We start from the raw sequence: 23,550 nt of genomic DNA, 5'->3' as shown, positions 1-23,550 counted from the left end.
CAGAAACAAAAAACCTCTCGTTCTATTTTCGAACGTGCGAAAAAAGCTCGAAAGGCGGTTAACGTCGATAATTGAAAATCGTAAAAGTAGATTTTTATTTAGTAAGCTTGTGGACAGTTTAAAACCGTCTTGATAGGAATAAAATAAATTATTTTCATTATCCACATACTTGTGTATAACTCTGTTTACAGGGTTGTGTGTGAATGTCCACAATTTATCCACAACCTGTGGAAAAGAATTATTCCGGGAAACAATTATTCAAGCTTAAAACACAAATATAATACCAAATAAATCCTAGAGTTGCAACGGTTTTCCTATGTTTATCCACAATCACAACAGGTTGTAGATAAAAAATATCCACAGCACTATATTTTGTGATTAGGTTGTCAATATATGGTGTGGATAGTCAGAATCCGTCGAAAAATGTATTCACAGCCTTTGTGGATTATCCACAATTTCGATGAAAAATGCAAGGTGGCCATCCAGTTTCACCTGTCCTATTTGTGTTATGGAACAGGCTTGTTATAATACAGATGAATTCTATCTGGCAGGGAAATTTTCTATGGAAGGAAGCTCTGGTGCTTCTTTTAATTCATTTAAGAAAAAAGTATAAATTTTTTTTGCAAAGGAGCTTTTCGACTTGGTTTTTGTATGGTCTAAGTTCAAAAAAAACTTACAATCGAATAAATACGAGTGAATGCAAGCTTACTTACTATAATTTTTTGTGAGATCAAGTGGATGGAGGAAAGATTAAATTATAAGTTGACATTCCTCCCCAGGGTTCTTTATAATTAATTGGACTGCCTTTTAGCATTGAATGTAGAACAATTTCACCAGGAGGTGTCTATATAATGAAACGTACATTTCAACCAAATAATCGTAAGCGTAAGAAAGTACACGGTTTCCGCACGCGCATGAGTTCTAAGAACGGACGTAAAGTTTTGGCTCGTCGTCGCCGTAAAGGAAGAAAAGTATTATCTGCATAGGCCACTGAGATCAAGTCAGTGGTCTTTTTTTCTCGTAAAAGTGGAGGATTCAACCAATGAAGAAAGCGTACCGGATTAAAAAAAATGAAGAATTCCAACAGGTTTTCAAGAGAGGGAAATCATTCGCTAACCGCCAGCTCGTCCTCTATTATTTGAAGAACGACGAGCAGTCTCATTTCCGCGTAGGACTGTCGGTCAGTAAAAAAATAGGGATCGCCGTCGTCAGGAACCAGATCAAGCGATACTTAAGACAAGCTCTCCATGAACTGGACGATGCCATAGATCAACGATATGATCTGGTTATTATTGCCCGGAAACCAACAAAGGATATGGATTTTCATCAGATTAAGAAAAGTCTTACACACGTATTGTCCAAGTCGAAAATCATGACAAATGACAAGAAGTCTAAGATTTGATATAGAATTACGACCTGTTAAAATGCTAAAATGTTTAATAGATTAAAACTGAAAATTTACGACCTACTAAAATGGTACGATCAGTGCCGCCGATGAATCGCCCCGCTGCAGCGGGTTGTAGTAGAAGTAAGGAGGAAGGGACGTTGCGCAAAAAGGTTTTGTGGCTGTTAACCATGCCTGCAATACTCGCTTTATTGACAGGGTGTACCCAGGTTAATGAAGATATTACAAAAGACAGTACCGGTTTTTGGAATGAATACGTTGTTTGGCCGTTATCCCAGGCAATTGAATATTTTGCTGATGTGACGGGAGAGAACTATGGCCTGTCTATCATAATCATTACAATCATCATTCGACTAGTATTATTACCGTTAAACGTGAAACAATTGAAAAGCTCGAAAGCGATGCAGGACATCCAGCCAGAATTGAAAGAGCTCCGTGAAAAATACAGTTCTAAGGATGCCCAGACACAGCAGAAGCTCCAGCAGGAAACCATGTCGCTATTCCAAAAGCATGGAGTCAATCCGTTGGCAGGCTGCCTGCCGTTAATCGTACAGATGCCGATTCTGATCGGTTTCTATCATGCGATCATGCGGACACCGGAAGTCGCAACCCATAGCTTCCTTTGGATGGAGCTTGGAGAACCGAGTTACATTCTTGCAGTTGTTACCGCGCTGACGACATTCCTTCAGCAGAAGCTGATGATGGCCGGCGCCGCTGCTGCTCAGAACCCGCAAATGACAATGATGCTTTATCTCATGCCGATTATGATCGGGACATTCGCATTCTTTTTCCCATCTGCACTTGCCCTATACTGGGTAGTCGGTAACTTGTTCATGATTGCCCAAACGGTATTTATCCGTAAACCAATGATGGATAAACAAGAAACGGGAGGAAAAGCCAAGTGAAGCAAATAACTGCTACTGGACAAACAGTTGAAGATGCGGTCCAATCAGCATTAGAGCAGTTACAAACATCAAGGGACCAGGTTGAAGTTGAAATCATTGATGAAGGTAAAAAAGGCTTTTTCGGCTTTGGCAGCAAGCCGTCGATCGTAAAAGTGTTGCGTGTCGATGCTGTAGTGAAGGAACCGGCCGAAGCTGAGTACACAGAAGATAACCAATCGGTAGAAGTGCCGGTCGAAACCGTCGAAAAAGAGACCGTTGCTGAAAAAGCCGGTGATCCTGACGATTTTATCGAAAATGCGGAACAATATCTGGCATCGATTGCTGAACAAATGGGTGCTCCAGCTGAAGTGAAGACCACAGTATCAGGGCGGGATATCCATTTTGAACTCGTCGGTGAAAAAATCGCCATGCTGATCGGGAAACGTGGACAGACGCTGAACGCGCTGCAATATTTGATGCATCTTGCAGTCAACCGCCAGACGAATAACTATTATACCGTCGTAGTTGATGCGGAAGGCTACCGCAGCCGACGCAAGGATACATTAGAAACCCTGGCTGGCCGGCTGTCTGAAAAGGCGTTGCGCACTAATGAAGATGTCAAGCTTGAACCAATGCCATCCTACGAACGTAAGATCATTCATACCGCATTGCAGAATCATAACCAGGTTGAAACCTATTCCGCTGGAAACGAACCTAAACGTTACGTGGTCATCCGGCCGGTAAAATAATAGAATTATCCTGCCTCCGTCAGCACTGCTGGCGGATTTTTTTTGTGTGCACTCCGGTTGTTGAAGGGGTAAAATATTGAATGCTTTTATAATGCTGAATAAATTTAATAAAATGAATACGAGTTATTCACATGTGGACAACCTAATAGGAGGAAATGCTTTTTTCATAGTTGTTGATAATCTTTTCAAATGAGAGGGAAATGTGGTAATCTAATAAGTTAGTGACATTATTAAAAATTCCTATGTGGATAACTGATATACACTACTCTAGATATGTTAAAAAAGGAGGTGGGCGTATGGATACGGATACGATAACAGCGATATCGACTCCATTGGGAGAGGGAGCGATCGCGATTGTCAGACTGAGCGGTCCAGATGCGATATCCATTGCTGACCATCTGTTTGAAGGGAAAAAATTAGAAAAGCAAACTTCGCATACGATGCACTACGGTAAAATCATCGATCCAGAAACAGAGGAAGCAGCGGAAGAAGTGATGGTATCGCTCATGCGTGGTCCAAAGACGTTCACCAGAGAAGATATTGTCGAAATCAATTGTCACGGCGGGCTTGTTTCCGTGAATCGCGTTCTGGAAATAGTCTTGTCTCAGGGGGCCAGACTTGCCGAGCCGGGGGAATTCACGAAACGTGCCTTTTTAAACGGCCGGATTGACCTTTCGCAGGCTGAGGCTGTCATGGATCTCATCCGGGCGAAAACCGACCGGGCGATGAATGTCGCTTTAAAGCAGATGGACGGAAGGCTGTCTAAGCTGATACAAAGTCTCCGCCAGCAGCTCCTGGAGACGCTTGCCCATGTGGAAGTGAATATCGACTATCCTGAATACGATGATGTGGAAGAAATGTCCCATCAAATGATGGAAGAAAAAACGAAAGAAGTTCTTCAGGAAGTTCAAAAACTTCTTCAGACATCCCAGCAAGGTAAAATTTTGCGGGAAGGTCTTGCTACAGCCATCATCGGACGGCCGAATGTCGGAAAATCTTCCTTGATGAATGCCCTTGTCCATGAAAATAAAGCGATTGTCACGGAAGTCCCTGGAACGACACGGGATGTCATTGAAGAATATGTCAATGTACGCGGAGTACCGCTCCGCCTTGTCGATACAGCAGGAATTCGAGAAACAGAGGATATTGTCGAACGGATCGGGGTCGAAAAATCGCGCCAGGTATTGACAGAAGCTGATTTGATTCTCCTTGTGTTAAACTATGGGGATGAGCTGACAGCGGAAGATGAGAAGCTCTTTGAAGCCGTTGAGGATTTAGATGTTGTCGTGATCGTCAATAAAACCGACCTTCCAGAAAAGCTTGATATGGAACGTGTCCGTGAGCTTGCCAGAGATCATTCATTGATAACGACTTCCTTGATAAAAGAAGAAGGCATTGATGAACTTGAGCAGGCGATCGCCGATGTTTTCTTTGAAGGAGAGCTTGATGCAGGTGACATGACGTATGTGTCGAATGTCCGCCACATCCAATTGTTGAAACAGGCGAAGCGCTCTCTGGAGGAAGCACTGAACGGAATGGAAATGGGAATGCCGATAGATGTCGTCCAAATAGACGTTACAAGAACATGGGAGATTCTTGGAGAAATTGTCGGAGATACTGTCCATGAAAGTTTGATTGATCAATTGTTTTCACAATTCTGTCTTGGAAAATAAATTTTTTAAAAAGGAGAGACTGACAACCAATGACTTACGATGCTGGACGTTATGATGTTATCGTTATTGGTGCCGGGCATGCAGGGTGTGAAGCAGCGCTTGCTTCCGCAAAACGCGGGGCAAAAACGCTCATGCTCACATTGAATCTGGATTTGGTTGCTTTTATGCCATGTAATCCGTCAATTGGCGGTCCCGCAAAAGGTGTTGTCGTTCGTGAAATTGATGCACTTGGCGGAATCATGGGTAAAATCATCGATAAAACTCATATCCAGATGAGAATGCTCAATACAGGAAAAGGACCTGCAGTTCGTGCTTTGCGCGCACAGGCTGATAAACCCTTATATATACAGGAAATGAAAGATACCCTGGAAAACCAGGAAAACCTGACCCTCCGTCAAGGCATGGTCGAACGACTGATTGTAGAGGACGGAGAAGTCAAAGGGGTAGAAACAGAAACGAAAGCTGCTTATTACGCTAAGTCCGTCATTGTGACAACCGGGACGTTCATGCGCGGAAAAGTCATCATTGGCGACCTGGAATACGAGAGCGGACCGAACAACCAGCGGCCGACAATTTCATTATCCGAGCATCTTGAAGAGCTCGGTGTTGAAATGGTCCGATTCAAGACAGGAACACCAATGCGTGTCAACAGCCATACTGTTGATTATTCTAAAACGGAAATTCAGCCTGGAGATGATGTGCCCCGTGCGTTTTCCTATGAGACGACTGAATTCATCATGGATCAGATTCCATGCTGGTTGACGTATACCAATGAATACACCCATAAAATCATCGATGAAAACCTCGGCTTATCGCCGATGTACTCTGGTATGATTAAAGGAACAGGGCCGCGTTACTGCCCGTCTATCGAGGATAAAGTGGTCCGTTTCCACGATAAACCGCGTCACCAGATATTCCTTGAACCAGAAGGAAGAAATACGGAAGAAGTCTATGTCCAAGGACTGTCGACATCACTTCCGGAATTCATCCAGAAAAAAATGCTCGAAACGGTGCCAGGTCTTGAAAAGGCGGAAATTATGCGTGCCGGCTATGCGATTGAATATGATTCCGTCGTGCCTACACAGTTGTGGCCGACATTGGAATTGAAAAATATCAAAGGCCTGTTTACAGCAGGGCAGATCAATGGAACATCCGGTTATGAAGAAGCAGCCGCACAAGGCATCATGTCTGGTATCAATGCTGCTGCTCTTGCAACTGATGTAGATCCATTGATTCTCGATCGCTCCCAGGCTTATATCGGAGTTCTGATCGATGATCTCGTTACCAAAGGGACAAATGAACCTTACCGACTGCTGACCTCACGTGCCGAATTCCGCCTCATGCTCCGACACGATAACGCCGACTTGCGGCTGACTGAAATCGGCTATCGTATCGGGATGATTTCTGACGAACGCTACGAAAAGTTCCAGGAAAAGAAACGCTTGATTGATGAGGAGAAAAAGCGGCTGGAAGGAATAATCCTAAAGCCTGATGAACAGGTGCAGAAGATTGTTGAACAGGCAGGAGGAACTCCGCTAAAAGAAGCTGTCCGGGCATCTGATTTACTGAAAAGGCCGGAAATGACTTATGAAATGATTGAAACGTTGACTCCTGCAGATAAAGAATTACCGGAAGATGTCAAAGAACAAGTAGAAATTCAGACCAAATACTCCGGCTATATCGCAAAAGCACTGCAGCAGATCGAGCGGATGAAGAAGATGGAAGATAAAAAGATCCCGGAAAACATCGATTATGATGCCATTCATGGTATTGCTACAGAAGCACGGGACAAGTTGAAAGAGGTCCGCCCGTTATCGGTTGGCCAGGCTTCCCGTATTTCCGGAGTCAACCCGTCAGATGTTTCGATTTTGCTTGTATATATCGAACAAGGGAAAATTGCCAAAGTATCCAACGAATAATTGGGAAAGGATGGACCAATGGATAAGCATACCTTTCTAAATGCCTTAAAAGAAAAAGGAATCGAACTGACCGATAAACAGCAAGAGCAGTTTCGCCATTACTTTGAAATACTAGTCGAATGGAACGAAAAAATGAATCTTACTGCAATCACCGATGAAGAAGGCGTCTATTTGAAACATTTTTATGACTCCATTACAGCAGCTTTTTACCATGATTTTTCTGAACCGATAACGATATGCGATGTCGGGGCGGGAGCCGGGTTTCCAAGTCTCCCGCTAAAAATTGTTTTTCCCGAGCTGAAAGTGACAATCGTCGATTCTTTAAAGAAACGGATCACCTTCTTGAACCACTTAGCCCACGAATTAGAACTGGACGATGTCGCTTTTTATCATGATCGGGCGGAAAGCTTCGGCAAGAACGTAAAATTCCGGGAGAACTATGATCTTGTAATGGCTCGTGCTGTTGCCAGGATGTCTGTGTTAAGTGAACTGTGCCTGCCGCTGGTCAAAAAAGGCGGACTGTTCCTGGCAATGAAGGGGCCGAATTTGTCAGAAGAACTCGAGGATGCCAAGCCTGCGATTCAGACTGTCGGAGGAGACGTGAAACAGGTGTACACGTTTGAACTTCCTGAAGAAAATAGTGAACGAAATATTGCAATCATAGAAAAGCGCAGAAAAACACCGAAGAAATATCCAAGAAAAGCAGGGGTCCCAAACAAATCTCCGATAGTATAACAACAGGAAAAATCGAAGCAGCTGTCTCACCAGTCTTGCCGAAAAAGGGAGAGCAGTGCTTCGATTTTTTATGTTTCTATTAAACTAAATTTCCACAAAAATAGTAAATATTATATCTGTTGGATACTTTTTGATAGAGAAATATGATAAAATAAATTAGGAAATGAAAAGGCATACTCACGCGCAGCAGTCTTTAGGTTCTGCAGCGCTTTTTTCTATATGAGATGATTGTTTCACGTGGAACAAATTCAATATGAGTGTGCATGCTCGCAAAAAGGTGGTGTCTGATCATGTTACATCCTTTCAGTCGCTTGTTTGGCCTGGGAGATAAATCAGAAGAAGAAGAAGCATCTGAGGTTCAAGAGGGAAAGGAAATCAATTCTGATGAAGTTGTTCAGATCCCTGTCGAACGTGTCCAGCCAAACCGTTACCAGCCACGCTCTGTATTCAATAATGAAAAAATCAGCGAATTGGCTCAAACGATACACACCCATGGTATGATCCAGCCGATTGTTGTCCGTCAGCTCAATGAAGAGGATTACGAATTGATCGCAGGGGAAAGGCGCTGGAGAGCTGTCCAATCGCTTGGTTGGGAAACGATTCCTGCTATTCTTCGTGATATGAATGATGCGGAAACAGCGTCTGTAGCTTTGATTGAGAATCTGCAAAGGGAAGAGCTTTCGGTCATTGAAGAAGCGATGGCCTATGCCCGTTTGATTGAAATCCATGAATTGACACAGGAAGCCCTGGCACAGCGCCTTGGAAAAAGCCAGTCGACGATCGCTAATAAAATGCGTCTGCTCAAGCTGCCAGAAGTTGTCCAACAGGCAATCATGGATAAGGAAATTACAGAACGTCATGCCCGCGCGTTAATCGCTGTCAAAGACCCGGAAATCCAGGAAAAAATCCTGAGAGAAATCATTGAAAAACAACTGAACGTCAAGCAGACGGAAGACAGGATCCAAAAGGAAAAAGAACCAAAGCAGCCTAAAAAGAAGCCCCGCATGAAGGGAGTCAATAAAGATATCCGTATAGCCATGAATACCATACGGCAGTCATTAAATATGGTGAATGATACAGGTATCAACCTGGATACAGAAGAACAGGATCACGATGATTATTACCAAATCACCATTAAAATACCTAAGAAAAGATCATAATCTAAAGGCTCCCATCTTTTCTTGAAAGATGGGTGTTTTTTGCACTTCAAGAAAGTTTAACTTTGTTAAAGGATAAACAAAACTAAAGCTTTCGCCATAAGGACTTGGCGACAAGCCAAGTTTTTCTAAGAGAATCATCGCTAACTTTTATGTTAGAAAGGAAAGATTAATAGAGATAACAAGAGAAATCAGGTAGGTGACATCATGGGGAAAGTAATCGCCATCGCCAATCAGAAAGGCGGCGTTGGAAAGACGACGACAGCTGTGAATTTAAGTGCTTGTCTCGCATATTTGAATCATAAGGTTTTACTTGTTGATATCGATCCACAGGGCAACGCGACCAGCGGAGTCGGAATAAATAAGGGGGATATGGACCAATGCATTTACAATGTACTGGTCGATGACCTGGGAGCAAAAAAAGTGTGCACACCTACCATGGTCGAAAGCCTGGATGTCATTCCTGCTACAATTCAGCTTGCAGGCGCTGAAATAGAGCTGGTTCCAACGATCTCACGTGAAGTACGCTTGAAGCAGGCACTTGATGAGGTGAAGGAAAATTATGACTATGTCATCATTGATTGTCCACCTTCACTCGGGCTTCTTACCATCAATTCACTGACAGCTTCCGATGCGGTCATCATCCCGGTACAGTGCGAATATTACGCCCTGGAAGGGTTAAGTCAGCTATTGAATACCATCCGGCTTGTCCAGAAACACCTGAATAAAAAACTGATGATCGAAGGTGTCCTCCTGACGATGCTGGATGCACGCACAAATCTTGGCATCCAGGTGATCGAGGAAGTGAAAAAATACTTTCAGGATAAAGTTTACGGAGCTATCATCCCCCGTAATGTCCGGTTAAGTGAGGCTCCCAGTCATGGGCAGCCGATTATTTTATATGATGCAAAGTCACGAGGTGCTGAGGTTTACTTAGAATTGGCAAAGGAAGTGATTGCTAATGGCGAGAGGGTTAGGTAAAGGCATCAATGCACTCTTCCCGGAGTTGGAGCAGAAAAAAGAAGAAACGATTCAGGAGATTCCCATCAAAGCATGCCGTCCAAATCCATATCAGCCAAGGAAGACTTTCCATGCATCCGCGATTGAAGAGTTGAAGGAATCAATTGAAGAGCATGGCATCCTCCAGCCGTTGATTGTCCGAAAAAGCATCAAAGGCTTTGAAATAGTTGTAGGTGAAAGACGGTTCCGTGCCGCAGGAGAGGCTGGTTTAGAAACGATTCCTGCCGTCATCCGCGATCTGACCGATGAGCAAATGATGGAGCTTGCTTTACTGGAAAACCTGCAGCGGGAAGATTTATCCCCTATTGAGGAAGCCCAGGCTTACGCAACCTTGATGAGGGAACTTGGTGTTACGCAGGAACAATTGGCGAAACGATTAGGAAAAAGCCGGTCTCATATCGCTAACCTTGTCCGTTTACTTTCCTTGCCAACACAGATCAGCGAATGGATAAACACAGGCGAGTTATCCATGGGACACGGCAGGGCACTGCTCGGATTAAAAGACAAAGAAAAGCTTATCCCGGTCGCAGAAAAAATCCGGAAAGAAATTTTGAATGTCAGGCAAGTAGAGCTGTTGATCACCCAGCTGAATGAAAATAAAAGAAAAGAAAAAGCCAGAAAAGGCACGACAAAAAAAGATGTTTTTCTCCGGGAAAAAGAAAATTCCTTGCGGGAACACTTTGGTACGGAAGTCACAATTCACCGTGGAAAAAGAAAAGGGAAAATAGAAATAGAATTTTTTACAGATGATGATCTTGAACGAATTTTGAATAAATTCGAATCGTAATATCTACATCGACCTGGTTGAACCTCTAAAACCAGGCTCTTTTTTATAATTACATAGATGGGGTTGTAAGTATGGTTTTGTTCGGTACGATTGTAAATGGGATATGTATTATTGCAGGAACAGTGCTCGGCTTATTTTTTACAAAAATTCCAGAGCGCTATAAAGAAACGATTATGAACGGGATAGGTTTGTCCGTCATTTTGATCGGTCTTCAAATGGGGTTTCAGACAGAAAATATTGTCATCGTCCTTTTGAGCCTGTTATCTGGAGCCATTATCGGAGAAGGGACACACTTAGAGGATAAACTGGAACGGATCGGTAAATGGATCGAAAGTAAATTTTCCCGCCCAGAGTCCCAATCTACAGTCGCCCAGGGGTTCATTACTGCGTCCCTGATTTTTGTTATTGGCGCATTGTCGGTGATTGGTGCCCTTGACAGTGGACTTCGTGGAGATCATGAAGTGTTGATAACCAAATCTATCATAGATGGCTTTGTTGCCCTGGTCCTGACGACCACCCTTGGATTCGGAGTAATATTTTCTGTTATTCCAGTAGTACTCTATCAGGGAGGGATCGCGTTGTCGGCTAATTTTATTACCAACTGGGTTCCTGATGCGATGCTCGATACCTTTATTACTGAAATGACAGCGGCAGGCGGTTTGATGATCGTTGCCATTGGATTGAATTTATTGAAGCTGACCAACATCCGGGTGGCCAACCTGCTGCCTGCCTTACTCACCGTTGGTATCATACTGTATATCATGGAACTTTTTTAAACAAATGAGCGAACGGCATAAAGATACAGGAAACTTCATGGAATTATCTCTTTTAAAAAAGGACAGAACGTGGCCAATAGAGAATATAATCATCTGAATGAAAAAATGAAGAGGTGGAACCATGGAAAAGTGGATTGAAGTGCTTTTTTCTGAAGAAATTCTGAACGAAGCTGCTGCGAGATACCATGCTGATGTCAGTAAAGCCAAAAAGCTTGGTGACTTTGAGAATTACGTATTTGAAGTACAAAGGGACGGACAGCCATTTATTTTACGCCTTACCCACTCGTCGCACCGAAGCAGGCAGGATGTAGAAGCGGAATTGCAATGGGTCAATCATCTCCATGACCAAGGACTCAACGTATCTCTTGTCCATGAATCTTCTGCTGGACGTCTTGTGGAGGAAATCCCTATCGCTGATACAGCCTTTTTCGTTTGCTTGTTTGAAAAAGCTCCAGGGAACATGGTGAAAATGGATGATCCATTGTTTGGGCCGGCACTGTTTGAAAAATGGGGAGAAACCGTTGGAAAGATGCATCAGGTCACTAAAGATTACGAGCCAGGAGATAGCCGGAGAGAACGATGGGATGAAGAAGATTTACTTAAGTTCAACGTTTACCTTGATGTAGACCGTGACCGTGAAATAATTTCCGTGGCGGATGATCTCATCACCGAATTGAAAGATCTACCGGAAACAAAAGAAAGCTTCGGTCTCATACACTCTGATCTTCATTCCGGTAATTTCTTTTATGAAAACGGAGAAATACACGTATTCGATTTTGACGATTCCACTTATCATTATTATGCAAGTGATATTGCGATTCCACTGTATTATCCAGTTTGGGGGAAGCACCGGAATGATAGCTATGAGGTTCGCTCCCGTTATGGAGAGGAATTTCTGTTTCATTTTCTGAAGGGGTACCAGAAGGAAAATCACCTCGACCAGGAATGGATCAAACGAATTCCATTGTTTTTACGGCTGCGCGATTTCGTGCTTTACACGGTCTTTCATAAGAAATGGGATATGGCGAATTTGAATGAAAAACAAGCCGTCCTGGTCCGGCAAATCCGGGAACGCATACTGCGAAATGAACTCATTTCAGAAATATCGTATGATAAGATTCTCCATAGACTTCATCAGTCAAAAAGCGGAAAGACTATATAAGACAAAATAAGCCCAAGAAATTTGATGATTCTTAAGAATCGCTTGTCGGTGGATGCTTGCCGCGGGCACGATCTCAGCTAACTTGGTCAAGAAGGTCACTCGACCAAGTGGATCTTCGGTTCGCGCTGTTCCCGCAGGCGTCACCACCGATCGCTCATTGTGGAATCAACAGAGATCAATTTAAAAAGAGTGATTTTCTTTGAGTATAAAAGAAAGTCACTCTTTCTCTTGTAAAATGAATTCATACCATTACGAAATGCATTGTACAACTTATGAAGGGATAGATGGGGCAAATCTTTTGGAAACATACGAAAAGGGCCTCTTTGAATGAAATACCACAAAGAATTGATTTTGCTATGTAGTTTTTTTCGCATGGAAAAAAGAAGAATTTTTGTATTGTTGATTGCTAGCTTTGGCAGGGAAACGATGAGACTCCTTCAGGAGAGGCAAGGCTGACGAGGCCCCACAGGGCGAAGCCCGAGGAGACTTGTCGTCTTCCCTGCGGAAAGGGAATCGTTTCCCTGCCATACATTTTCGGTATCAATAAAAAACAAAGGGCTGCCCATAAGTCTATTTCAGACTTATGGGACAGTCCCTTTTTAATACTACTGTTCAGTTGTTCAGTGGCTTTTTACGTCTATTTTGTTGAAATATTGGGAAAAACGACTGTGCCATTCCGAAGCTTCAACTTGGTGTCGACACGCCGAAATACTTGCGATAATCGTGCCGCCATCTCTATCACCGTGTGCAGACGAGTGTTTTGAAGTACAAAATATTCCATGAAACCACCCACATTTACAATACCGCTGACGGCCACATCACCGACCTTAGGGAGATCTTTTTGCATCGCAGCACCTGGTGAAATTGCTCCTTTGGCAACCGTAATCATACCGATGGAAGTCGATTTTCCAAGGCAGGCATCAACGGCAATGATGAATGGCTGCACATGCTTTTTTCTGATTTGTTCTAATTTTTCTTTTAGGTTCAGCGCGTGAACTGGTTCGGCAAGCGTTCCGTAGACCGTGAAATTTTTCAAGTTCTGGTCAGCTACCATCGATCCCACCAATGGACCGAAAGCATCGCCCGTGGAACGGTCTGTTCCGATACATACGATCACGATTTCCTGTTCTGGAGGAATCAGCTCCAGTAGACGGTCACTTAATTGCCGGACAACAGAAGGGTCTGAATATAGATGCCGTGTTTCTTTAAGTAAAAACCTGTCCCGAAGATTCATAGCTTTTCCTCCAAACACATATTGGTATTAGTATATAAAAGTTTTTTCAATTCTATACATAGCCAAAATACTTTGAAGGTGGAGGAGCGGACATATGTGGAAATCAGGCATGAAATGGCTTTTCTTGATCATGGGTACGACAATTGGGGCGGGATATGCTTCCGGGCGGGAGCTGTGGCAATTTTTTGGCCATGAAAGTGGACTTGCTATCATAATGTTCGCGGTTTTGTTTTCTATCTGTTGTTATGTGATTCTATCAATCAGCTATGAAAAAAAGGCAAGTCATTATTTACCTGTACTCCGTGTCATCGTCGGCAGGCAGCTGACCGGTATTTATGATTGGATGATCATCCTCTACCTTTTTACAACAACCGTAGTTATGCTGGCAGGTAGCGGTGCTACTTGGCAGGCATTCAACTTTTCCTACAGGATAGGTGTGTTAGCGATTGTCATTCCATTGATCTTGCTTTTCATCTGGGATATCCGGGGACTTCTCTCCATCAACAGTTTCATCCTGCCAGTATTGATTATCGGTTTATTATTTATCCTTACCCTTTTTACATTTAATCAGAACCTGACGCTGTTCAACCATCTGCATGAAATGGAAAATTGGCTGGCAGCCTTTCCCTTCACTGCACTCAATATCCTTCCGCTTATTGCTGTGCTTGGGGCTGTAGGCAGCGAAGTCAAGCATAAAAGTGAAATTTGGGTCGCGAGTATTGGGAGCGGATTCATACTTGGTGCGATTTCCTATATTTATAACAACAGTCTCATCCAAATATCTGATGAAATCCTGTTATATGAAATTCCTTTGTTCGCCATTTTGAAAAATTACCCCTATGAAATGTTCCTGTTCATGTCGCTCGTGTTATGGATCGCCATTTTTACGACAGCAGCATCCGGGGTTCTTGGGCTGGTTACGAGATTCCGTGAACTTCTCAACCTCCCGCTTTGGATTCTTGCCATGATGGCACTCGCGTTCATGCTTCCGTTTACCTCGTTCGGCTTTTCAACTCTGATCGAGTACCTTTATCCCCTGTACGGAATATTAAATTTATATGTTCTCTCATCACTTCTGTTGTATCCAATCTTAAATCGATATAAAATGGGTTCATAACTCAACCACGTGGAAAAAACAGGAGGTAATGGTTTGGATATAATTCAGGATCAATGGGAGAAAACAAGTGAATATATATTCGGACCAGAACTTTGGGTCATCACCGGGAAAGGCTTTTTAAAAATCCTTCTGATATTGCTGATATCATACGCAATCGTGAAGCTTGCCAAAAAGGGTGTCAACCAATTTTTCAGAAGGAGAAGGCGGGGACCATTCAGTATTCCGAGAAGGCGTGAGGACACCTTAGTAAAGCTCGTCGTGAATACACTCACGTATATCGTCTATTTCTCAGCCTTCATCATGATTCTGGAAGTTTTCGGGTTGAAAATAGGTCCGCTGCTCGCCGGTGCTGGAGTTGCTGGACTTGCCATCGGTTTTGGTGCCCAGAATCTTGTCCGTGATGTCATTACTGGCTTCTTTATAATTTTTGAAGACCAGTTTTCTGTAGGGGACTATGTGAAAACGTCAGGCGTCGAAGGGTTTGTCGAGGAAATCGGCTTGCGTACGTCTAAAATAAAAAGCTGGACTGGCGAGTTGAATATCATTCCGAACGGAAGTATTACCCAGGTCACCAATTATTCCATTCATAACAGTATCGCTGTCGTTGATGTAAGAATTGCTTATGAAGGGGACATAGACAGAGCAGAGAAAATAATAGCGGAACTACTGGACGAAATGCCGGAAAAATATGAAGATTTAATAGCGACACCGGAATTACTTGGGGTACAGGCATTGGGAACATCGGAAGTGATTATGCGCGTTATTGCAGAAACCTATCCCATGCAGCATTGGATGATCGGGCGCATGCTGCGTAAAGAAATAAAAACCCGATTGGATGAAAGAGGCATTGAAATTCCATTCCCTAGAATCGTCATGTATTCCCGGCATGATCAAGAAAAAGACCAAAAGGTGGAAGTATAGGAGGAATCGTCGTGGCTGATAAGAATTACCAGATGAACGATGTTGTTGAGATGAAGAAACCGCATCCATGCGGGGAAAACAGGTGGAGAATTATCCGTATGGGGGCAGATATCCGTATAAAATGCCTTGGATGTGATCACAGTACCTTATTGCCGCGACGTCGTTTCGAAACCAAAATGAAGCGTGTTGTCGAACGAGCTGAAACGTGACTCCCAGAAAAATTGAAATTTAGTCGAATTACGAAAGTCTATCTTTTAAAAAATTAAAAACTGCCAGGCAAATTTGGAAAACAAGGGTGTACAATACCCTTGTTTTCTATTTTTACCTTACTTGTCATTCTTATAGTCTGTCACTTATAATTGGGATGACCAACGTACATGTATGTAAATCCTTAAGGAGTGGAAGTTTTTTATGGCATTAACAGCAGGAATTGTCGGTTTGCCCAACGTAGGCAAATCTACATTGTTTAACGCAATCACACAGGCAGGCGCAGAGTCTGCTAATTACCCGTTTTGTACCATAGATCCAAACGTCGGTATAGTGGAAGTACCAGATCCAAGGCTTGACAAGCTCACGGAGCTCGTCAAGCCGAAAAAAACCGTTCCGACCGCATTCGAATTCACTGATATTGCCGGTATCGTCAAAGGAGCGAGCAAAGGGGAAGGTCTTGGTAATCAGTTTCTTTCCCATATCCGACAGGTGGATGCTATCTGTCACGTCGTCCGTGCTTTCCAGGATGAGAACATCACCCATGTTTCCGGACAAGTCGACCCAATCAGCGACATCGAAACCATTAACCTGGAATTGATTCTCGCAGACTTGGAAACTGTGACGAAGCGGATGGACCGTGTAGCTAAAATGGCCCGCCAGAAAGATAAAGAAGCCGTTGCGGAATACGACGTATTAACCAAATTGAAGGATGCGTTCGAAGAAGAAAAACCGGCCCGCGCCATCGACTTTACAGACGAGCAGCTGAAAATCGTCAAAGGATTGCATCTGTTGACAATCAAGCCGATCCTTTATGTAGCGAATGTCAGTGAAGATGAAATTGGAACCGATACAGAAAACCCGCAAGTCGAAAAAATCCGCGAGTTTGCTGCCAAGGAGAATGCAGAAGTAATCGTCGTCTGTGCCAAAATAGAATCAGAAATTGCAGAATTGGATGGAGAAGAGAAACAGGAGTTTCTAGATGACCTCGGCATCGAAGAATCCGGATTGGACCAGCTGATCAAAGCGACGTACAACCTTCTCGGACTGGCAACCTATTTCACTGCCGGAGAACAAGAAGTCCGTGCCTGGACGTTCACCCTCGGGATGAAAGCGCCGCAAGCTGCCGGTATCATCCATACAGACTTCGAGCGTGGTTTCATCCGTGCAGAAACCGTTTCCTATGAAGACCTCGTCGAAGCTGGAACGATGGGCGCTGCCCGTGAAAAAGGGAAAGTCCGGCTGGAAGGGAAGGACTACCTGGTCAAAGATGGGGATGTCATCCACTTCCGTTTCAACGTATAAGCGTAGATTCCGTTTCCCCGTTAAATAGTGTTGTTTTTTTAGTTGCTATTTGATATAATACAACATTGTGAGTAATTAACGATAAATTACTCCTTGCTCCTTTGATAGAGAAGGAGCCGCTAAGTCCATAAGGAGGTGAAAACGGATGAGAGATTACGAAATCATGTACATCATCCGCCCAAACATTGAGGAGGAAGCTAAAGCGTCACTCGTTGAACGCTTCAGTGGTATCCTGACTGACAATGGTGCGGAGGTAGAAAAAGTCGAAGAGCTTGGTAAGCGCCGTCTTGCTTATGAAATCAACGACTACCGTGACGGTATCTATGTAACCATCAATTTCAAAGGCGATCGTGAAGCTATCAATGAATTTGATCGTCAAGCAAAGTTCTCTGATGACATTATCCGTCATATTGCTGTACGCGAAGATGATCAATAAGGAGTGATTCTGATGTTAAATCGTGTCGTATTAGTCGGCAGATTAACGAGGGATCCGGACCTACGCTATACACCAAACGGGGTGGCAGTCGCCAATTTCACCATTGCTGTCAATCGACCTTTTTCGAACCAGCAAGGTGAACGTGACGCTGACTTCATCAACTGTGTCGTTTGGAGACGCGCTGCCGAGAACCTCGCGAACTTCATGAATAAAGGAAGCCTCGTAGGTGTCGATGGAAGGCTGCAATCCCGCAGCTTTGATAACCAGGAAGGCAAGCGGGTGTTTGTCACCGAAGTCGTCGCAGACAGTGTACAGTTCTTAGAAACAAAAGGTTCTTCCCAAGGGGGAGGACAAGGTTCATCTGGATTCCAGCAAAATCAGAATCGCCAACAAAACGACTTCAGGTCGAACCAGAATAATAACAACAATGAAGACCCCTTCGCAGATCAAGGGGAACCAATTGATATATCAGACGATGATCTACCATTCTAAACAATAGCAAGGAGGGAATCACCTATGGCACGTCGTGGTCGCGCAAAGCGCAGGAAAGTGTGTTTCTTCACATCGAACGGTATTACACACATTGACTATAAAGATGTTGATCTACTAAGACGTTTCGTTTCCGAGCGTGGAAAAATTCTTCCTCGCCGCGTAACTGGAACTTCTGCTAAATATCAACGTAAATTGACTAAAGCAATCAAACGTGCTCGTACAATGGCTCTTTTGCCATATGTTACTGAGTAATTGATTTCTACCGGAACTCGGATGAGAGGTGCATTCCTTTCATCCGAGTTTTTTTATGCATTCAAAAAGTATAAATTTTACAAAGAAACCTCCCGCCATAGTTAAAATTTTTAAGTTCTTCGTATAAAGCATTCACCGAAGGACGATTGTATCCGATTTTTTCTAATTTACTTGTAAGCGTTTCCTATGAAACCATGAAAGGGAAAGCGGCTGTTTCGCATTTTTAGGGCCGTTGGAGAAATAGTAAGAATTTATTGACAATCGGAAAAGGTTTGTTACGATAGGGAATATTCACTTTAGTAAAGGAAACCATTGAAGCAAATTTTAAGTCTACATATGGAAAGGAGAATGACGATGCAAGTCCATGAGGAAATTCTGCGCATACCTGGACCTACACCCATACCTCCCCGGGTAGATCGTGCCATGTCCCAGCCGATGATTGGCCACCGCAGTCAAAAATGCAAAGACCTGTTGCAGCGGATTGCCCCAAAGCTGAATCCGGTATTCGGAGCGGATGAAGATGTGATCGTTTTGACCGGAAGCGGTACATCGGCATTGGAGGCTGCTGTTGTTAATACGACCGAGGCAGGAGATGAGGTGCTTGTCCTGGTGACTGGAGCCTTTGGAGCCAGATTCGCAAGCATTTGTGACGCATATCAGGTGAAGACTCATAAAATTGAGATGGAATGGGGAACTGCAGCGGACCCTGCAAAAGTAGAAAAATTCCTGGAGGGACACCCTGGTATCAAAGCTGTCTTTATCACGCATTGTGAGACCTCTACCGGTGTATTGAACCCTGTCCAAAAGATTGCTGAAAAAGTCCGTGAGCAATCGGACGCACTGGTGATTGTTGATGGTGTATCTTCTGTCGGAGGCGTCGACATTAACATCAAACGGGACGGAATTGATGTACTTGTTTCAGGTTCTCAAAAAGCGATGATGCTGCCGGCTGGATTAGCATTTTTTGCAGCAAGTGCAAAAGGATGGAAGACAATCGAGGAGACCGAACGTCCACGTTTTTATCTGGATTTACGTAAATACCGCAGTAAGTGGAAAGACCATCAAACGCCATTTACACCTGCTCTCTCTTTATTGATGGGCTTGGAGGAAGTATTGAATATCCAGCATGAGGAAGGCCTTGAAAATATCCATGAACGCCATTTGTTACTTCGGGATATGACGAGGGCTGCTTTAAGGGCGTTAGATGTGCCATTACTTACAGTCGATGAAGCTGGCTCTCCTACTGTGACTTCGGTAAAACCAGATGATTTTGATCCCGAAGAACTTCGTAAAAACGTTCACGGCTCATTCGGCTTGTTACTTGCCGGCGGTCAGCAGCATTTGAAAGGAAAAATATTCCGCATCGGGCATATGGGATATTGCCTTCCCGCTGATGTACTGCAAATCATTGGCATACTGGAATCCGGTTTACAGCAGGTTGGAAAGAACATCGACCCTGGCAGTGGTGTAGCAGCAGCAGAGAAAGTTTGGAAAGGGGTAAGCGGAGAATGAGTTTTCGTGTTTTAATTTGTGACCCGTTAAGCGAAGAAGGTCTGGCGCCGTTATTTGAAGCGGAAGATATTGAAGTGATCAATACTCCGGGAATGAATTATGAGGAGCTGCTAGAAAAACTGGCAGACGTGGATGGTTTAATTGTGCGCAGCCAGACACGTATTTCCCGGGAAATTGTCGAAAAGGCAGATAACCTGAAAGTGATCGGCCGGGCTGGTGTTGGAGTGGACAATATTGATCTGGATGCTGCTACAGAGCATGGAGTCATTGTTGTCAATGCTCCTGATGGCAACACAATTTCTGCTGCAGAGCATTCCATGGCAATGCTTATGGCGTTAGCGCGGAATATTCCCCAGGCATACAGTCTGTTAAAAAACGACAAATGGGAACGGAAATCCATGGTCGGTGTCGAACTGAAGGATAAAACCCTTGGAGTTATCGGAATGGGCAGGATTGGCCGGGAAGTAGCCTTACGAGCGAAAGGCCAGCGGATGAAAGTGATCGGTTATGACCCATTTTTGACAGAAGAAAAAGCACAGAAATTAGGCATCGACTTCGGTACAGTCGAAGATGTATTAAAAGCGGCGGATTTTATCACCGTCCATACGCCATTGATTGAAGAAACAAGGCATTTGATTGACCGTGAAGCCTTGGAAATAATGAAGCCGACTGCAAGGATCATCAACTGTGCCCGCGGTGGTATTATCGATGAAGATGCCCTTTATGAAGCATTAAAAGAAGGCCAAATTGCAGGGGCGGCATTGGATGTATTCGAAAACGAACCAGCGATTGGACATAAGCTGTTTGAACTTGATCAGGTAATTGCTACGCCTCATTTAGGCGCGAGTACAATCGAAGCCCAGGAGAATGTAGCCATTGACGTGAGCAAAGATATCGTGGATATTCTTCATGATAAAAATGCCCGCAACCCTGTCAATATCGCTTCCTTCTCCCCGGAAGTGATGGAGGAATTGTCCCCTTATTTTTCTTTGACAGAAAAGCTAGGCCAGTTCATCTCTCGTTTGACTCGTGGGGTGCTTGAGAAAATCAACATTTATTATGCTGGTGAGCTGGTGGATAATGAGGTTTCCCCTCTAACTCGAAACACGGTTAAAGGTATTCTGAGACTCCATCTGGGTGCACGGATTAATGAAGTCAATGCATTCATGGCAGCAAGTGATCGCAGTATCATCATCGAAGAACATAAAACGACACACTCCAGAGGTTTCACGAACCTGATTACCGTTGAAATCCAGACCAACGAAGAAACCCGATCGGTTTCAGGAACTCTGCTCAACGGGCTCGGCCCAAGAATCGTCAAGCTGGATCAGTATTCCGTTGACGTCCAGCCTTCGGGGAATCTTGTCGTTATCCGTCACCATGATAAGCCTGGTGCCATCGGTAAAGTTGGGAACCTTCTTGCCGAGGATAATGTCAATATTGCAACCATGCAGGTTGGGAGGACTGATCTCGGCGGGCATGCGGTGATGGTGTTGTCTGTCGATAAACAGCTCGATGAGCCGTGTATGGAAAAAATCAACCAAATGGAAGAGATACGTCAGGTTCATAGCTTAAAGCTATAAAATAATCCCCCATAGCCAGAAGTTTTAAACTTCCTGGTTATGGGGGATCTTTTACACTTTAATAAAGTTTAACTTTGTTAAAGGGTTAATATAAAAATGCATGGTAGTGGATAACCTTTCGGAGACGATTTCGTCCAGCTCCAGCGCCTACCCCCTCGAAGTCTTAAGCCGATCCTCTCTGTGGCAAAGAGCGCCACGGCGAGGCTTGGCTTAAGCTGGTCGGGGTTGAGCAAGGCGCTTACGCTTTAGTTATTAGTCCAGAGGTACTGTTCTGGCCGTGCGCTGAGTAAATACCTGCAGTTCATCGTATCCGGCCCATTTTGCTAGTTCAACAGCTTTGTCATATTGGTACCCGATATGGTCCGGTTTATGAGCATCAGAACATAATACGATTCCCACACCAGCTTCATAGCATTTTTTCAATAACAATGGTTCCGGGTAAATCCTTCCGACCGGTTTCCGAAGCCCGGCGGTACTTATTTCGATGCAGGTGCCGGACGCTGCAAGTGCTTGTACGGCGCGATCATATTGGGCATGCAAAAATTCCTCGTCGTCTGGCCAGTAGGAAAAGATTTTGATCAAGTCAATGTGGCCGACAAAATCGAACAGTCGGGATTCAGCAAGGGTGACGACCTGATCGAAGTAAAGGCGGTAGGCTTCATTTATATCCCTTTTCTCATACTCTTCCCGGAAGGTTGCCAAATCGATTCCCCACTCCCCAATCCAATGGACAGAACCGATGACATAATCGAAGGGATGGGCATTGATGAATTTTTCCATTTCCGCTTCTTTTCCAGGAGTATAATCCATTTCAATCCCCATTTTGACGGAAAGACCTTCTTCTTCTGCTTTGTCGAATAAGGCCTGGTAATCTTTGAAAGCAAGTCCTCTCCGATTGTCGACCCAGGGGTTGGTCAAAATGCTGTTCGTTTCATTAAAGAAATAGGCATGCTCGGAAATTCCAAGCTCCTCAATGCCTTCTTCTTTTGCTTTTTTTAAATATTCCCTAAGGTAGTCTGTCGAAAAGTCCCCAGTTTCGTGCATATGTACGTGATAGTCAGTACGCATATGATTTCTCCCCTATCTGCTCGCTGATTTTGACTTATCATATCAGACTATCAGAGTCTCGGCAAAGGATGAAGGATAAATTCTTATTCTCCTTTGCCCAAACATGTTAAAATTAAGTGGTACTTATTAATGGAGAAAGATTACAGCCCCAGGAAAAGGGTTTGAAACAGAGAGAAAAACGAGGTGTATTGGAAAATGATGGGTTCCAGACAGATTACGGAAGGGGCTTTAATGACAGGGCTTTATCTGATATTGTTATTGATAAACGTTTTTGTCCCGTTTATTGGAGCGGTGGTATTTTTTGTATTACCCGTTCCGTTTATCCTATATAGTTACCGGCATGGATGGAAGCCGGGTCTTACCATGCTGATAGTGGCAGCGATTTTATCATCTTTATTTGCAACCATTTATTCCCTGCCGGTGACACTGATGATCGGCTCAGGCGGGTTATTCGTCGGTGCAGCGATGCATCGGAAGCGTTCAGCTTATGAAACGTGGGCGGCAGGGACGGTCGGATTTACGCTCGGCATCGTTTCCCTGTTTTTGATCACACAGCTGTTATTTGATATTAATTGGATCGAAGAAATTCGTACACTGCTCGATGAGTCCTTTTCCATGACAGAGCAGATGATGAAAAATTTTATGGGCTCAAGCGAAACATCCGATGAGCAGCTTCAGGCCCTTCGAGAACAGATCAGGCAGTTCCCGGATATCATTCCAAGCCTGTTTGCCATCATGGGTATCGCCATGGCTTTTCTCAGCCAGTGGATCGGCTATAAAATCATTAACCGGATTGATCAGCAGAACTTCCATTTTACCAAGTTCAGGAATTACAAGCTTCCGACTGCCGTACTTTGGTATTATTTTCTTGGAATGATTGCTTCATGGATGTTTACCGAAAGTGATAATATGATTTATATCGCAGGATTGAATATTTTCATCGTCACAGGATTGCTGATTGCTTTGCAAGGCTTTGCATTCATCTTCTATTATGCTTATGTAAAGAAGCTATCCAAGGCAGTGCCAATCATATCAGTAGTTATAACAATACTTTTTCCAGGACTTCTACTTTATCTAATCAGGATATTAGGTATAATTGATATAGGATTTTCGTTACGTGAACGCATTAAAGGAAAATGATGATGGTTTGATATTG

24 protein-coding genes are annotated in these 23,550 nt (G+C 43.8%); 22 read left to right on the top strand and 2 right to left on the bottom strand.

Annotated features, from left to right (window positions below):
- Positions 1–851 precede the first annotated feature (851 nt).
- From rpmH to JOC33_RS05330, 12 genes are all read left to right on the top strand, one after another.
- Complete coding sequence (rpmH, locus tag JOC33_RS05385) at positions 852–986, top strand: 50S ribosomal protein L34 (RefSeq protein WP_205091424.1); 135 nt, start codon at positions 852–854, stop codon at positions 984–986.
- A 56-nt stretch (positions 987–1,042) separates the two neighbouring features.
- Positions 1,043–1,402, top strand: coding sequence for a ribonuclease P protein component (rnpA, locus tag JOC33_RS05380; RefSeq protein WP_205091423.1), 360 nt, complete (start codon positions 1,043–1,045; stop codon positions 1,400–1,402).
- A 143-nt stretch (positions 1,403–1,545) separates the two neighbouring features.
- A complete protein-coding gene (gene spoIIIJ, locus JOC33_RS05375) occupies positions 1,546–2,310 on the top strand; it encodes a YidC family membrane integrase SpoIIIJ (protein ID WP_205091422.1) in 765 nt (254 codons plus the stop codon).
- Complete coding sequence (gene jag, locus JOC33_RS05370; protein ID WP_205091421.1) at positions 2,307–3,038, top strand: RNA-binding cell elongation regulator Jag/EloR; 732 nt, start codon at positions 2,307–2,309, stop codon at positions 3,036–3,038. Before spoIIIJ ends, jag begins: the two co-directional genes overlap by 4 nt.
- A gap of 296 nt (positions 3,039–3,334) precedes the next feature.
- Positions 3,335–4,711 carry a tRNA uridine-5-carboxymethylaminomethyl(34) synthesis GTPase MnmE gene (mnmE, locus tag JOC33_RS05365; RefSeq protein ID WP_205091420.1) on the top strand — a complete coding sequence of 459 codons (1,377 nt, stop codon included), beginning with the start codon at positions 3,335–3,337 and terminating at the stop codon, positions 4,709–4,711.
- Between the two features lie 29 nt (positions 4,712–4,740).
- Complete coding sequence (mnmG, locus tag JOC33_RS05360; RefSeq protein ID WP_205091419.1) at positions 4,741–6,630, top strand: tRNA uridine-5-carboxymethylaminomethyl(34) synthesis enzyme MnmG; 1,890 nt, start codon at positions 4,741–4,743, stop codon at positions 6,628–6,630.
- 18 nt (positions 6,631–6,648) lie between these two features.
- Positions 6,649–7,365: a 16S rRNA (guanine(527)-N(7))-methyltransferase RsmG gene (gene rsmG, locus JOC33_RS05355; protein ID WP_205091418.1), complete on the top strand. Its 717-nt coding sequence runs from the start codon at positions 6,649–6,651 to the stop codon at positions 7,363–7,365.
- Positions 7,366–7,655: 290 nt separating this feature from the next.
- Positions 7,656–8,525 (top strand): nucleoid occlusion protein, encoded by an 870-nt coding sequence (gene noc, locus JOC33_RS05350; RefSeq protein ID WP_205091417.1) that lies wholly within the window; start codon positions 7,656–7,658, stop codon positions 8,523–8,525.
- 204 nt (positions 8,526–8,729) lie between these two features.
- Entirely contained in the window at positions 8,730–9,503 is a 774-nt protein-coding gene (locus JOC33_RS05345; protein WP_205091416.1) for a ParA family protein, read from the top strand.
- Positions 9,484–10,329: a ParB/RepB/Spo0J family partition protein gene (locus JOC33_RS05340; RefSeq protein ID WP_205091415.1), complete on the top strand. Its 846-nt coding sequence runs from the start codon at positions 9,484–9,486 to the stop codon at positions 10,327–10,329. The genes JOC33_RS05345 and JOC33_RS05340 overlap by 20 nt, the downstream gene beginning before the upstream one ends.
- A 71-nt stretch (positions 10,330–10,400) precedes the next feature.
- A complete protein-coding gene (locus JOC33_RS05335) occupies positions 10,401–11,105 on the top strand; it encodes a DUF554 domain-containing protein (RefSeq protein ID WP_205091414.1) in 705 nt (234 codons plus the stop codon).
- A 121-nt stretch (positions 11,106–11,226) separates the two neighbouring features.
- The gene (locus JOC33_RS05330; RefSeq protein WP_205091413.1) at positions 11,227–12,267 is read left to right on the top strand and encodes a phosphotransferase enzyme family protein; all 1,041 of its coding nucleotides are present in this window, start codon (positions 11,227–11,229) and stop codon (positions 12,265–12,267) included.
- A 637-nt stretch (positions 12,268–12,904) separates the two neighbouring features.
- Here the strand turns inward: JOC33_RS05330 and yyaC are convergent.
- Complete coding sequence (gene yyaC / locus JOC33_RS05325) at positions 12,905–13,501, bottom strand: spore protease YyaC (protein WP_205091412.1); 597 nt, start codon at positions 13,499–13,501, stop codon at positions 12,905–12,907.
- Between the two features lie 94 nt (positions 13,502–13,595).
- Here yyaC and JOC33_RS05320 point away from each other — a divergent pair, with 94 nt between their 5' ends.
- The 9 genes from JOC33_RS05320 (at position 13,596) to serA (ending at position 21,326) form a co-directional block, all read left to right on the top strand.
- Positions 13,596–14,618 (top strand): YkvI family membrane protein, encoded by a 1,023-nt coding sequence (locus tag JOC33_RS05320; RefSeq protein WP_205091411.1) that lies wholly within the window; start codon positions 13,596–13,598, stop codon positions 14,616–14,618.
- A 33-nt stretch (positions 14,619–14,651) separates the two neighbouring features.
- Positions 14,652–15,539, top strand: coding sequence for a mechanosensitive ion channel family protein (locus JOC33_RS05315; protein ID WP_205091410.1), 888 nt, complete (start codon positions 14,652–14,654; stop codon positions 15,537–15,539).
- Positions 15,540–15,550: 11 nt separating this feature from the next.
- The gene (locus JOC33_RS05310; protein WP_205091409.1) at positions 15,551–15,748 is read left to right on the top strand and encodes a DUF951 family protein; all 198 of its coding nucleotides are present in this window, start codon (positions 15,551–15,553) and stop codon (positions 15,746–15,748) included.
- Between the two features lie 202 nt (positions 15,749–15,950).
- Positions 15,951–17,051: a redox-regulated ATPase YchF gene (ychF, locus tag JOC33_RS05305; RefSeq protein ID WP_205091408.1), complete on the top strand. Its 1,101-nt coding sequence runs from the start codon at positions 15,951–15,953 to the stop codon at positions 17,049–17,051.
- Between the two features lie 145 nt (positions 17,052–17,196).
- Positions 17,197–17,487 (top strand): 30S ribosomal protein S6, encoded by a 291-nt coding sequence (rpsF, locus tag JOC33_RS05300; RefSeq protein ID WP_205091407.1) that lies wholly within the window; start codon positions 17,197–17,199, stop codon positions 17,485–17,487.
- 12 nt (positions 17,488–17,499) lie between these two features.
- The gene (gene ssb, locus JOC33_RS05295) at positions 17,500–17,979 is read left to right on the top strand and encodes a single-stranded DNA-binding protein (RefSeq protein ID WP_205091406.1); all 480 of its coding nucleotides are present in this window, start codon (positions 17,500–17,502) and stop codon (positions 17,977–17,979) included.
- 24 nt (positions 17,980–18,003) lie between these two features.
- Positions 18,004–18,231, top strand: coding sequence for a 30S ribosomal protein S18 (rpsR, locus tag JOC33_RS05290; protein ID WP_028784459.1), 228 nt, complete (start codon positions 18,004–18,006; stop codon positions 18,229–18,231).
- 354 nt (positions 18,232–18,585) lie between these two features.
- A complete protein-coding gene (locus JOC33_RS05285) occupies positions 18,586–19,743 on the top strand; it encodes a pyridoxal-phosphate-dependent aminotransferase family protein (RefSeq protein ID WP_205091405.1) in 1,158 nt (385 codons plus the stop codon).
- A complete protein-coding gene (serA, locus tag JOC33_RS05280; protein WP_205091404.1) occupies positions 19,740–21,326 on the top strand; it encodes a phosphoglycerate dehydrogenase in 1,587 nt (528 codons plus the stop codon). The genes JOC33_RS05285 and serA overlap by 4 nt, the downstream gene beginning before the upstream one ends.
- Before the next feature lie 252 nt (positions 21,327–21,578).
- Here the strand turns inward: serA and JOC33_RS05275 are convergent, their stop codons facing one another.
- The gene (locus tag JOC33_RS05275) at positions 21,579–22,394 is read right to left on the bottom strand and encodes a histidinol-phosphatase HisJ family protein (RefSeq protein WP_205091403.1); all 816 of its coding nucleotides are present in this window, start codon (positions 22,392–22,394) and stop codon (positions 21,579–21,581) included.
- A 195-nt stretch (positions 22,395–22,589) separates the two neighbouring features.
- On the opposite strand from JOC33_RS05275, the gene JOC33_RS05270 reads away from it, so the two are divergent.
- Entirely contained in the window at positions 22,590–23,534 is a 945-nt protein-coding gene (locus JOC33_RS05270) for a YybS family protein (protein ID WP_205091402.1), read from the top strand.
- Positions 23,535–23,550: the final 16 nt, after the last annotated feature.

Origin of the sequence: Thalassobacillus pellis, from assembly GCF_016908295.1 — a bacterium.
Taxonomy (GTDB): Bacteria; Bacillota; Bacilli; order Bacillales; family Halobacillaceae; genus Thalassobacillus; species Thalassobacillus pellis.
This window is presented reverse-complemented; position numbering and strand designations above follow the sequence as displayed.

Excerpts from the sequence above, each read along its gene's own strand:
- rpmH (WP_205091424.1), top strand. The coding sequence starts at position 852 with ATGAAACGTACATTTCAACCAAATAATCGTAAGCGTAAGAAAGTACAC.
- rnpA (WP_205091423.1), top strand. The coding sequence starts at position 1,043 with ATGAAGAAAGCGTACCGGATTAAAAAAAATGAAGAATTCCAACAGGTT.
- mnmE (WP_205091420.1), top strand. The coding sequence starts at position 3,335 with ATGGATACGGATACGATAACAGCGATATCGACTCCATTGGGAGAGGGA.
- mnmG (WP_205091419.1), top strand. The coding sequence starts at position 4,741 with ATGACTTACGATGCTGGACGTTATGATGTTATCGTTATTGGTGCCGGG.
- rsmG (WP_205091418.1), top strand. The coding sequence starts at position 6,649 with ATGGATAAGCATACCTTTCTAAATGCCTTAAAAGAAAAAGGAATCGAA.
- noc (WP_205091417.1), top strand. The coding sequence starts at position 7,656 with ATGTTACATCCTTTCAGTCGCTTGTTTGGCCTGGGAGATAAATCAGAA.
- JOC33_RS05345 (WP_205091416.1), top strand. The coding sequence starts at position 8,730 with ATGGGGAAAGTAATCGCCATCGCCAATCAGAAAGGCGGCGTTGGAAAG.
- JOC33_RS05340 (WP_205091415.1), top strand. The coding sequence starts at position 9,484 with ATGGCGAGAGGGTTAGGTAAAGGCATCAATGCACTCTTCCCGGAGTTG.
- JOC33_RS05335 (WP_205091414.1), top strand. The coding sequence starts at position 10,401 with ATGGTTTTGTTCGGTACGATTGTAAATGGGATATGTATTATTGCAGGA.
- JOC33_RS05330 (WP_205091413.1), top strand. The coding sequence starts at position 11,227 with ATGGAAAAGTGGATTGAAGTGCTTTTTTCTGAAGAAATTCTGAACGAA.
- yyaC (WP_205091412.1), bottom strand. The coding sequence starts at position 13,501 with ATGAATCTTCGGGACAGGTTTTTACTTAAAGAAACACGGCATCTATAT.
- JOC33_RS05320 (WP_205091411.1), top strand. The coding sequence starts at position 13,596 with ATGTGGAAATCAGGCATGAAATGGCTTTTCTTGATCATGGGTACGACA.
- ychF (WP_205091408.1), top strand. The coding sequence starts at position 15,951 with ATGGCATTAACAGCAGGAATTGTCGGTTTGCCCAACGTAGGCAAATCT.
- rpsF (WP_205091407.1), top strand. The coding sequence starts at position 17,197 with ATGAGAGATTACGAAATCATGTACATCATCCGCCCAAACATTGAGGAG.
- ssb (WP_205091406.1), top strand. The coding sequence starts at position 17,500 with ATGTTAAATCGTGTCGTATTAGTCGGCAGATTAACGAGGGATCCGGAC.
- rpsR (WP_028784459.1), top strand. The coding sequence starts at position 18,004 with ATGGCACGTCGTGGTCGCGCAAAGCGCAGGAAAGTGTGTTTCTTCACA.
- JOC33_RS05285 (WP_205091405.1), top strand. The coding sequence starts at position 18,586 with ATGCAAGTCCATGAGGAAATTCTGCGCATACCTGGACCTACACCCATA.
- serA (WP_205091404.1), top strand. The coding sequence starts at position 19,740 with ATGAGTTTTCGTGTTTTAATTTGTGACCCGTTAAGCGAAGAAGGTCTG.
- JOC33_RS05275 (WP_205091403.1), bottom strand. The coding sequence starts at position 22,394 with ATGCGTACTGACTATCACGTACATATGCACGAAACTGGGGACTTTTCG.
- JOC33_RS05270 (WP_205091402.1), top strand. The coding sequence starts at position 22,590 with ATGATGGGTTCCAGACAGATTACGGAAGGGGCTTTAATGACAGGGCTT.